At 65.5% G+C, this 10,894-nt stretch carries 9 protein-coding genes; 3 read left to right on the top strand and 6 right to left on the bottom strand.

What is annotated here, in order from left to right:
• Positions 1–442: 442 nt before the first annotated feature.
• Genes ABMA46_RS19560 through ABMA46_RS19540 form a run of 5 tightly spaced genes read right to left on the bottom strand, consistent with a single transcriptional unit; the run spans position 443 to position 5,243 of the window.
• On the bottom strand, positions 443–1,621 hold the full coding sequence (locus ABMA46_RS19560; RefSeq protein WP_349001677.1) for a M20 aminoacylase family protein: 1,179 nt from the start codon (positions 1,619–1,621) through the stop codon (positions 443–445).
• A gap of 39 nt (positions 1,622–1,660) precedes the next feature.
• Entirely contained in the window at positions 1,661–2,434 is a 774-nt protein-coding gene (locus ABMA46_RS19555; protein ID WP_349001676.1) for an amino acid ABC transporter ATP-binding protein, read from the bottom strand.
• Positions 2,431–3,357, bottom strand: a complete 927-nt coding sequence (locus tag ABMA46_RS19550) for an amino acid ABC transporter permease (RefSeq protein ID WP_349001675.1) — start codon at positions 3,355–3,357, stop codon at positions 2,431–2,433. The genes ABMA46_RS19555 and ABMA46_RS19550 overlap by 4 nt, the downstream gene beginning before the upstream one ends.
• 10 nt (positions 3,358–3,367) lie before the next feature.
• Positions 3,368–4,237, bottom strand: a complete 870-nt coding sequence (locus tag ABMA46_RS19545; RefSeq protein ID WP_349001674.1) for an ABC transporter substrate-binding protein — start codon at positions 4,235–4,237, stop codon at positions 3,368–3,370.
• A 34-nt stretch (positions 4,238–4,271) separates the two neighbouring features.
• A complete protein-coding gene (locus tag ABMA46_RS19540; RefSeq protein ID WP_349001673.1) occupies positions 4,272–5,243 on the bottom strand; it encodes a substrate-binding domain-containing protein in 972 nt (323 codons plus the stop codon).
• Positions 5,244–5,342: 99 nt separating this feature from the next.
• Here ABMA46_RS19540 and ABMA46_RS19535 point away from each other — a divergent pair, with 99 nt between their 5' ends.
• The 3 genes from ABMA46_RS19535 (at position 5,343) to ABMA46_RS19525 (ending at position 9,934) form a co-directional block, all read left to right on the top strand.
• Positions 5,343–6,686 (top strand): aminotransferase-like domain-containing protein, encoded by a 1,344-nt coding sequence (locus tag ABMA46_RS19535; protein ID WP_349001672.1) that lies wholly within the window; start codon positions 5,343–5,345, stop codon positions 6,684–6,686.
• 260 nt (positions 6,687–6,946) lie between these two features.
• Entirely contained in the window at positions 6,947–7,963 is a 1,017-nt protein-coding gene (locus tag ABMA46_RS19530) for a TRAP transporter substrate-binding protein (protein ID WP_349001671.1), read from the top strand.
• 105 nt (positions 7,964–8,068) lie between these two features.
• A complete protein-coding gene (locus ABMA46_RS19525) occupies positions 8,069–9,934 on the top strand; it encodes a TRAP transporter large permease (RefSeq protein WP_349001670.1) in 1,866 nt (621 codons plus the stop codon).
• 28 nt (positions 9,935–9,962) lie between these two features.
• On the opposite strand, the gene ABMA46_RS19520 is transcribed toward ABMA46_RS19525, so the two are convergent.
• Entirely contained in the window at positions 9,963–10,760 is a 798-nt protein-coding gene (locus ABMA46_RS19520) for an SDR family NAD(P)-dependent oxidoreductase (protein ID WP_349001669.1), read from the bottom strand.
• Positions 10,761–10,894 lie beyond the last annotated feature (134 nt).

The following is a 10,894-nucleotide window of genomic DNA, read 5'->3' as shown; positions in this document are numbered from 1 at the left end:
CAGTCCCGTGCGCCGCGCAATCTCCCGGATCGAATGTCCATCTCGCAGATGCCAGCGTCGGATAACGCTCAGTAACGCCATGTCTATCACTCCAATGTCCCCTGCAATCAGCCAGCAGGGGTGGGTTCAAACATGGGTCACTTCTCAATGGAAAAATCCCTCAATCCCGGGTCAGTTCTCGGCGGAAATCAACAGCGCATGGACAATCGCCGAACGCCATAGTCCTGCGAAGTGCCAGTTTGACCTTCAGCCGGTGGCTTCGCCCGGTCTTTGTATGAGATTCCAGCGAGGTTGGTCACGACTGGTGAATTAGCCCAATCGTGTCCACTGGCCTGAAGCCCGAACCGCAGGACGAATTCTCAGAGAACGGCGGCTCGCCGCGCACGCGAGAGGCCACCCCGAGCGGAGACGGTCAGATTCGGCCTGTAATCCCGTTCGTCGCTTATGCCTGTAGATAGCGCTCGGCCAGTCGCGCCCATAAAGCCGCGCCCGTGGTCAGGCTGGCGTCGTTGAAGTCGTATTTCGGGTTATGCAGGAAGGCCGAGCCTTCGCCGTTGCCCAGCCGCAGGAAGCAGCCGGGCTTGTGCTCGAGGAAGTAGGCGAAATCCTCGCTGCCTGGAATCAGCGGACACTCGGAGACCCTCCCGGCGCCGACGAGTTCGGTGACGACATCCGTCGCGAACGCGGTTTCCTCCGGCGCGTTGACGACGACGGGATAGCCGTGCTCCCAGTCGATGTCGACGGTCGCGCCATGCGCCTCGGCAATGGCGCCGGCGATCGCCCGGATGCGCTGCTCCAGCGTCTTGCGGACCTCAGGCGAAAAGGAGCGAATGCTCGCCGCGATCTCGGCGCGCTCGGGTATAACGTTGGAGGCCGTTCCGCCCTTGATCGTGCCCACCGTAACCACTGCCGTCTCGGTCGGATTGACGCTGCGCGACACCACCGTCTGCAAAGTCATCACCAGATTGGCGGCAGTCACGATAGGATCGACCGCCAGATGCGGGCGCGAGGCGTGGCCGCCGCGGCCGGTGATGGTGATGGTGGCCGTGTCGGCCGCCGCCATCAGCGGCCCCGAGCGCATCAGGAAGCTTCCCGCCGGCGCGCCGGGATGGTTGTGCAGCCCGAAGATGGCGTCGCAGGGAAACCGCTCGAACAGGCCGTCGGCGATCATCGCCTGGGCGCCGCTCACCTTGCCGGCTTCTTCCGCCGGCTGGAAGATCAGGTTGACCGTGCCGGTGAAGTGGCGGGTGCGCGCCAGATATTCGGCGGCGCCAAGAAGCATCGTCGTGTGGCCGTCATGGCCGCAGGCGTGCATGACGCCCTGCTTGGTGCTGGCGTAGGGCAGGCCGGTTTCCTCGACGATCGGCAGCGCGTCCATGTCGGTGCGGATGGCGATGCTGCGCCCGCCGGTCCCCTGTGTCAGTCGCCCCACCACGCCGTAACCGCCGACATTGCGGGTGACCTCGTAGCCCCAGGACTCCAGGCGTTCGGCGACGTAGTTCGCCGTCTCGCGCTCCTCGAAGGAAAGCTCGGGATTGGCGTGGAGGTGCCGGCGCGTGCGCGTCAGCTCGGCCTCCTTGTCCTTGAAATCCGGGATGGAGGCGAACTGGTTGGATGTCATGTGTTTTCTACTCGACTTGGAAAAGAGCGGATGCCGTCGTCAGATGAAGCGGCTGAGGAAGCTGCGGGTGCGCGGATGCGACGGATTGGTCAGCACCTCGTCCGGCGGCCCCGTCTCGATGACATGGCCGCCGTCCATGAACACCACCCGGTCGGCCGCCTCGCGGGCGAAGCCGATCTCGTGGGTGACGACGATCATCGTCAGGCCCTGGTTGGCGAGATCACGCATGGTCGCCAGCACCTCGCCCACCAGTTCCGGGTCGAGCGCCGATGTCGGCTCGTCGAACAGCATCAGCTTCGGCCTGATCGCCAGCGCGCGGGCGATGGCGACGCGCTGCTGCTGGCCGCCCGAGAGCTGGCGCGGATAGGCGTCGATCTTCTGCTCGAGCCCGACGCGGGTGAGCAGCTCGCGGGCGTAGCGGACAGCCTCGCCGCGATCCTGGCCGTGAACGCCGACAGGCGCCTCGATGACGTTTTCCAGCGCCGTCATGTGCGGATACAGGTTGAACTGCTGGAACACCATGCCGATCTTGCGGCGCTGGCGGGCGATCTCGCGGTCCGACAGCCGGTCGAGCCGGCCGTTGCGCAAGCGATAGCCGATCTGCTCGCCGTCGACCTCGATCGAGCCCTGATCGATGGTTTCGAGATGGTTGATGCAGCGCAGGAAGGTCGATTTGCCGGAACCCGACGGACCGAGGATGACCACCGTCTCTCCCGGCGCGACATCGAGATCGATGCCTTTCAGCACCTCGTTGGATCCGAACGCCTTGTGGACGTCGCGCGCCCTCACCAGCGGACGATCAGGCGCGGTCATCGTGCGGACTCCTGTTTGCTGACCGCATCCGGCGCCGCCGGCGCGATGGCGTTGGCCGAACCGCGGTCGCCGCGGCCGTAGTAGCGCTCGATCGCGCTCTGGCCGATGTTCAGGATCGAGGTGATCAGGAGATACCACAGCACCGCCACCATCAGCAGCGGGATGATCTCGAAGGTGCGGTTGTAGATCGACTGCACCGAATAGAGCAGGTCAGCCATGGCGATGACGCTGACCAGCGAGGTCGCCTTGATCATGCTGATGAGCTGGTTGCCGGTCGGCGGCACGATGGATTTCATCGCCTGCGGGATGATGATGCGGCGCAGCGCACGGCCGCGCGTCATGCCGAAGGCTTCGGCCGTTTCCGCCTGACCCTTGTCGACCGACAAAAGCCCGCCGCGGATGATCTCCGCCATATAGGCCGCCTCGTTGAGCGCGAGGCCGAGCACCGCCGCCGTCAGCGGCGTGATGAGATCGTTGGTGTCCCAGCTGGCGATGCCGATGGAGATGCGCGGAAACAGCGTCGACATGTTGTACCAGAAGATGAGCTGGACCAGCAGCGGCGTGCCGCGGAAGAACCAGATGAACAGCGCCGAGAGCGACCAGGCCAGGCGGTCCTTCGACATGCGCGCGATTGCCAGGACAAGGCCGAGCGCAATGCCGATCGCCATGCCGACGACGGTGAGGCCGAGCGTTACCGTCAGGCCCTGCATCACCGTCGGATCGAAGAAATACTTGCCGACGACCGGCCATTCGAAATTCGGATTGATGGCGACGATGTAGGCGAACCCGCCCGCCAGGACGAGCGTCACACCCCAGAGGACGACCCGGTCGAACGGGAAGGGCCGGTGGGCCCTGCGCACGTCGCGCTGTTCGTCCTCGGCAAGGCGCGGCAGCCGTGCCGCGAGGTGGGCGGTGTCCGTCATGATCCGGTCCTTACTGACCCTGGTTGATACCGGGCTTGTCGATCATGTTGTTCTCCAGGCCCCACTTCTTCATGATCGCCGCATAGGTGCCGTTGTCCATCAGGATCTTGAAGGAATCGCGCAGCACTTCGCCGAGCGGCGAGCCTTTCGGCACGACGGCGCCCTGATAGATGTCCTTGAAGCCGTTCGGCTTGCCGACGGCGGCCAGTTCGAGCTGGCCGTTCGCCTGCTGGACGAAATAGGTCAGCGGCGCTTGCGAGGAGAAGAAGGCGTCGGAGCGCTTGGAGCGCACGGCGAGGATCGAGCTCGGCTGGTCGGTGAAGGACTGCACCTCCACGGCCGGCTTGCCGTCGCCGACGCATTTTTCGGACTGCTCTTTGATGACCTTCTCGGCGGAGCCGCCGGACATCACGGCGATGCGCTTGCCGCAGGCGGTGTCGAGCGAGGTGATGCCGGCAGGATTGCCTTTCTGCACGGCGAAGACGACGTATTCGCGCACCCAGTCGACGAAGTCGTTCGACTTCTGCCGGTCCGGATAGTCGCCGACCGGACCCATGGCGAACTGGTAGCGGCCGGAATCGATGCCGCTCAAAAGCGCCGGCAGGCCGGCCACCGAAGCGTGGCCGATCTCGATGCCGAGAAGCTGGCCGATGGCGTCCGAAATGTCCTTGGTCGCGCCGGACAGATCCGTCCCGGTCACGATCTCGTAGGGCGGGAAGGAGCCGTTGTTGACGGTGGTCATCTTGCCGGCGTCGACGATTTCCTTCGGCAGGCGCGCGCGCAGTTCGTCGTTGACGCTCTGTTTCTGGATATCCTGCGCGAATGCGCCCTGCGCCAGCATCGCGGCGACCGACGCGATCAGAACGGTTCTCGGTTTCATGTTTTTCTCCTTCCCGGTGTTGAAACGGTTGCCGTCACGCCGAGGACGGGTGCGAATTCACGAAGGGGAAAAGCTCTTCGACCGATATCGGACGAGGCAAGATCCCCTGCGCATGAAGCTCGGCGGCGAAATCCTCGATCATGCGGCGGTTCGGTTCGATGCCGCTGTCGTTCCAGGCCGGCGGCAGGTCGTGCGCTGCTTGCAGCAATTCTTCGATGATCCATGGCGAGGTCTCGGCATATTTGCGGCGCTTGGCGGTCCACAGGCGCTGACTTTCATCGACGAGGCGCGACAGTTCGTCCGGCAGCCAGGGATGCCGACTGGCGATCTCGCTCTTCACCGCCACCAGATGCATGCCGGGAACATAGCCCACGTCATCGAAATAGAGCCGTTCGGCGGTTCGGAAATCCCTGACGAGCTGGCGGAACCCGGAACCCGGCGCGAAGAAGGCCGTCGGCATGAACGGCGTGAACACGGCGTCGAGCCCGCCCTCCGCCAAAAGCTCCATCATCGGCCGCTCGCCAGGCGCGGCCTCGATGCGTCCGGGCCGGCCGAAGCCGTCGAGGCGGTCGACGATCGGATGCTCGGCGGTCAGGCGGCCGGCGAACCAGCAGGCGTCCTCGACGCCGACGCCCTCCCGGCGCAGTGCGGCGCGAGTCCATGTGTTGCCGGAGTCGCGCCAGCCGGTGACGCCGATGCGCTTGCCCGCGAGCTGGTCGAGCCGCTCCAGCGGGCTGGCTTCCGTGGTGATGATGCAGCGGTGCCGGAAGCCTCGCATGATGAAGCACGGCACGCCGACGATCCCGCCGGCGCCTTCGGCCATGGCCGAGACATAGCGGCTGAAGGACACTTCGGCCGCGTCATAGGCCGCATCGGTCGCAAGGTCCGGGATCAGCGTGCCGACCCGGTCGACGGAGACATCGAGCCGGTCGGACTTCACGTCGCCCAGGATCAGCGGGGTGAGATAGTCCCAGTCACGGGTGGCAAACCGAATGGAAACAGACACGGAAAAACTCACTGACGGAAATGGACAAGACTGCCGTTAAATGTTTAGCATAGACCGATCAAACGTTATTACGTTATTGAACATTAATTCGGAGGGGCGATGGCCGATTTCGACGCGGAATGGTTCGCCGGGCGGCTCGGCGACCGCACGACGCATGGCATCGCGCGCGAAACGGCGGCCCTGATCCGTAACGGCGTGCTGCCGGTCGGCTCCAAGCTGCCGCCGGTACGCGACATCGCCTATGCGCTGGGGGTCAGTCCGGCCACCGTCTCGACGGCCTGGAGCGACTTGCGACGCCACAAGATCATCGAAGGCCGGGGCCGCAACGGCGCCTGGGTCAGGACCGACCGGTTCACCGCGCGGCCCGAACGGCATATGAGCGGCGGAAACTACGGGCCGGGCATCCTCAATCTGGCGATCGCCGAGCCCGACGTGGCGCTGCTGCCGCCGCTCGGTGCGGCGCTCGCGCACGGCGCTCGGGCCGAGCGCCTCAACAGCTATGAGCGGGTGCGCATCCTGCCGGAGCTGGAGGCGGCCGTGCGGCCGGGCTGGCCTTATGAGCCGGGCGCCTTCCTGGCCACCAACGGCGGCTATAATGCGATCTATACGCTGCTCCACGCCCTGGTCCGGCCCGGCGTTCCGGTGGCGATCGAAGACCCCACCGCGCTGCGCCTGCTCGACATCCTGGAAGACCTCAACGTGCCGATCCTGCTGGTCGAGTGCGACGGGGAGGGACCGCTGCCACATTCGTTAGCGAAGGTGCTCGAGCAGCGGCCGGCCGCCTTCATCTTCCAGCCGCGCGTGCATTCCGTGACCGGAGCGCTGATGTCGGCCGGGCGGCTCGAGGCGCTGGGCGACGTCCTTGCCTCCACCGACGTGCTGATCATCGAGGACGACGGCGTCGGCGACATCTGCGAGGTACCGCGTATCTCGCTCGGCCGGCGCTTTCCCGATCGGGTGATCCATGTGCTGTCCTTCTCCAAGACGCACGGTCCCGACCTGCGCCTCGCGATCCTTTCCAGCTCGGCGACGCTGGTCGAACAGATCCAGTCCTACCGCAGCTTCAGTTCCGGATGGACGAGCCGCATCCTGCTAGCGGCGACGGCATGGCTGCTCAACGACCCGGAGACGGCGACGATCGTGGCGCGGGCGCGGGACGTCTACAAAAGGCGCCGCGAGGTTCTCGCCGAAGAACTGGACCGGCAAGGCGTCGCCATCGAGGCCGGCCACGGCCTCAGCGTGCTGATTCCGGTCATGCAGGAGAACTACGCGATGGTTACGCTCGCCGCGCGCGGCATCGCCGTTCATGCCGGCGCCAAATTCTCGCTCGGCACGACGAATTCCATACGGGTGGCGACCAGCATCCTGCCGCAGGAGAAAGTCGCGCATGTCGCCAGATCGATCGTGCTCGCAGCGGACCCGGCGCGAACCGACAAGGGATGACATCGGCGCCATGCACGAGCGGACGCCGTTCGGCCGGTCGCTGACCTTCATTGTCCAGCCCAAGGTCCACAATGTGAAGTGGATTGGGAACACTTCGCCCCGCATCTGCCTCTCGCTGCCATTTCGGCTTGCCGTTCGGGCGCTTTGTGTGAAATAAAAATGCTTCTCGGGAGAGAGGCGGTCCACCATGTGGACCTTTGGAAAAATTGACGAGAACGGCGTCGCTGACGAGCCCGACGCCGTCGAACTGGGAGGAACAGATGGCCGGACTGACGCGCAGAGATTTTCTTGGAACCACCGCGATCACCGCAGCGGCGCTAACCATGCCGGCGATCCGGTCCGCGCGGGCCGCCGATTTCCGCTACAAATACGCCAACAACCTGCCGGTCGCGCATCCGCTCAACATCCGCGCCAAGGAGGCGGCGGACGCCATCGCCAAGGACACCGACGGCCGCTTCGAGTTGCAGATATTCCCCAACAACCAGCTCGGCTCCGACACCGACGTGCTCAGCCAGTTGCGCTCGGGCGCGGTCGAGTTCTTCACCCTGTCGGGCCTGATCCTGTCGACGCTGGTGCCGGTCGCCTCGATCAACGGCATCGGCTTTGCCTTCCCCGACTACGACACCGTCTGGAAGGCGATGGACGGCGACCTCGGCGCCTATGTGCGCGGTGAGATCGGCAAGTCCGGTCTCGTCGCCATGGACAAGATCTGGGACAACGGCTTCCGCCAGACGACGTCGAGCAGCAAGCCCATCGTCACGCCCGAGGATCTGGCAGGCTTCAAGATCCGCGTTCCGGTGAGCCCGCTGTGGACCTCGATGTACGAGGCCTTCGGCGCGTCCCCCACCAGCATCAACTTCGCCGAGGTCTATACCTCGCTGCAGACCAAGGTGGTCGAGGGCCAGGAAAACCCGCTTGCCATCATCCAGACGGCGAAGCTCTACGAGGTGCAGAAATTCTGCTCCATGACCAACCATATGTGGGACGGTTTCTGGTTCCTCGCCAACAAGGACATGTGGGAAGCGCTGCCCGAGGATATCCGCGCCGTCGTCACCAAGCACATCAACGCAGCCGCCATCGCCGAGCGAGCGGACACCGAAAAGCTCAACGCCTCGCTGGCCGACAAGCTGAAATCCGAGGGCATGGAACTCAACACGCCCGATCCCGCGCCCTTCCGCGACAAGCTGCGCTCGGCCGGCTTCTATGCCTCCTGGCGCGACAAATACGGCCAGGAGCCGTGGGACCTCCTGGAAAAAGCCGTCGGCAAGCTGGTGTGAAGCGCCGGGCCTGACGGTGAAGAACGGCTATCGGATAGTCCGGCGCGACATCGAACGGAAAGGGCTGGGCAGACGGCATCGACTTTCCGCCTGGCAGCCTGACCGATGACGGATTCGGTGGGCCACGGCGAGGCTGACGTTTCGCTGCGCCCCTGGGCGGCGAAGGCGGACGCTTTTCTCGGCCATCTGGTGGAAATCCCCGCCGCGATCCTCGTCATCGCCGAGGTGGTGGTGCTGTTTGCCGGCGTCGTCTCGCGCTATGTCTTCGACCGGCCGCTGGTCTGGTCCGACGAACTCGCTTCGCTGTGCTTCCTGTGGCTCGGCCTGCTCGGCGCCTGCGTGGCGCTGCGCCGTGGCGAGCACATGCGCATGACCGCCCTGGTCACGGCGCTGCCGCCGCGCGGCCACGCCTTCATCGAAGTGCTGGCGATCGCGGCCTCGGCGGCCTTCCTGCTTCTGATCCTGGCGCCGGCCTACAAGTTCGCGCTCGGCGAAACCTTCATCACCACGCCGGCGCTCGGCATCTCGGCCGCATGGCGCGCCTCGGCGCTGCCGGTGTGCGCCGCGCTGATGATCCTGATCGCGCTGGTGCGGCTGGCGCGGGTCGCTTCCGCGCGACAGATCGTCGAAGCGGTGGCGCTGACGCTTCTGATCGGCGCGGCGCTCACTTTGCTGAAGCCGGTCTTCGCCGGCCTCGGCAACATCAATCTGGTCATCTTCTTCGTCGTTCTGCTGGCCGCCGCCATCTTCGCAGGCGTGCCCATCGCCTTCGCCTTCGGCCTCGGCACCTTCGCCTATCTGGCGCTGACGACGCGCGTGCCGATGAGCATCGTGGTCAGCCGCATGGACGAGGGCATGTCACACCTGATCCTGCTTGCCGTGCCCCTCTTCGTGCTGCTCGGCTACCTGATCGAGACGACGGGCATGGCGCGCGCCATGGTGGCGTTCCTGGCCGCCCTCGTTGGCCATGTGCGTGGCGGCCTGTCCTACGTGCTGCTCGGCGCGATCTTCCTGGTGTCCGGCATCTCCGGTGCGAAGGCCGCCGACATGGCCGCGGTGGCGCCCGTATTGTTTCCCGAGATGAAGGCGCGCGGCGCCAAGCCCGGCGAGCTGATCGCGCTCCTGTCGTCTTCGGGCGCCATGTCGGAGACGATCCCGCCGAGCCTTGTCCTCATCACCATCGGCTCGGTCACAGGCGTGTCGATCGCCGCCCTTTTCACCGGCGGCCTTCTGCCGGCGCTGGTGCTGGCGTTGGCGCTGGCGGCCGTCGCCTGGTGGCGCTCGCGCGGCGAGGACCTTTCACATGTGAGGCGCGCCGGCCTCGGCGAGATCGGCCGCACCTTCGCCATCGCGCTGCCGGCGCTGATCCTGCCCTTCGTCATCCGCTTCGCCGTGGTGGAGGGCATCGCCACGGCGACGGAGGTGTCAACCATCGGCATCGTCTATTCGGTGCTGGCAGGCTTGCTGATCTATCGCCGCTTCGAATGGCACAGGCTGCGCGCCATGCTGGTCGGCACGGCCTCGCTGTCGGGCGCCATCCTGTTCATCATCGGCGCGGCGACCGCGATGGCCTGGGCGCTCACCCAGTCCGGCTTTTCCGGCCAGCTCGCTTCCTTCATGTCGACACTGCCTGGAGGGGCTGCGAGCTTCATGGCGATGTCGATCGTCGTCTTCGTCATCCTCGGCTCGGTGCTGGAAGGCATTCCGGCGATCGTGCTGTTCGGGCCGTTGCTGTTCCCGATCGCCCAAACGGTCGGCATCAACGAGGTGCACTATGCCATCGTCGTCATCCTGGCGATGGGCATCGGCTTGTTCGCGCCGCCCTTCGGCGTCGGCTACTACACCGCCTGCGCCATCGGCCGGGTCAACCCCGACGAGGGCATGCGGCCGATCATGGGCTATCTCTTGGCGCTGCTCATCGGCGTCGTCGTGATCGCGGCGGTGCCGTGGTTCTCGATCGGGTTCCTGTAGGGGCGGCTTCCTGCAGAGACAGGCGCGGTCAGGCGCAGCGCGCCGTCAGGCCGCCGTCGACGACGATATGCGTGCCGTTGACATAGCGCGCCTCGTCGGACGCCAAGAACAGCGCGGCATAGGCCGTGTCCCAGGCATCGCCCATGCTGCCCGTCGGGCTCTGGGCGTTGCGTTTGGTGATCATCGTCTCGATGTCCGCGCCATAGGATGCGGCCAGCGGCTCACGGATCATCGGCGTATCCATCAGGCCGGGCAGCACGCAATTGGCGCGGATGCCGCGGCCGGCATATTGCAGGGCGATATTCTGCGTCAGCGCCAGAACGGCGGCCTTCGAGGCCGTATAGGCGGCATAGGGGAAGCCGATCCAGCGCAGCGCGGCGGCCGAGGAAATGTTGATGATGGCGCCCGACCCCTGCTCGACCATCACAGGCAGCACATGCTTGCAGGCGAGGAATACGCCGGTCTGGTTGATCGCGACGATGCGGTTCCATTGCTCCTCGCTGGTCTCGACCGGCCCGCCGGTGGCGGCGACGCCGACATTGTTGTGCAGCACGTCGATGCGGCCATGAGCATCCAGGGTGGCGGCAACGGTCCGCTCCAGACTGGCGCTGTTGGTCACATCGGCCGTAAGCGCCAGGCAATCGCCGCCTTGCGCAAGGACCTCGCTTCGGGTCCGTTCCGCCGCCGCAAGGTCGCGGTCGGCGACGACGACGGCCGCACCTTCGCGCGCATAGAGCAGTGCCGCCGCCTTGCCGTTGTTCAGCCCTTCCGGCGGCGCCCCACCGCCGATGACCAGCACCACCTTGTCCTGCATGCGTCCGGGCATGGATGCGTTCCTTCGCTGATTGTTCACAATATGGACCATTCAGCCCAGTTGCCGAACCGACCATAGCGCAAAGCGTGCGCTTGCGCAGCCGGAACTGTAATGCGAATATGATTCAGGACGGAAGAGATGCATAT

Source organism: Mesorhizobium hunchu, assembly GCF_040081975.1.
Classification (GTDB): Bacteria; Pseudomonadota; Alphaproteobacteria; order Rhizobiales; family Rhizobiaceae; genus Mesorhizobium; species Mesorhizobium hunchu.
The sequence above is the reverse complement of the archived record's forward strand: the minus strand, read 5'-3'. Positions and strand labels throughout refer to the sequence as shown.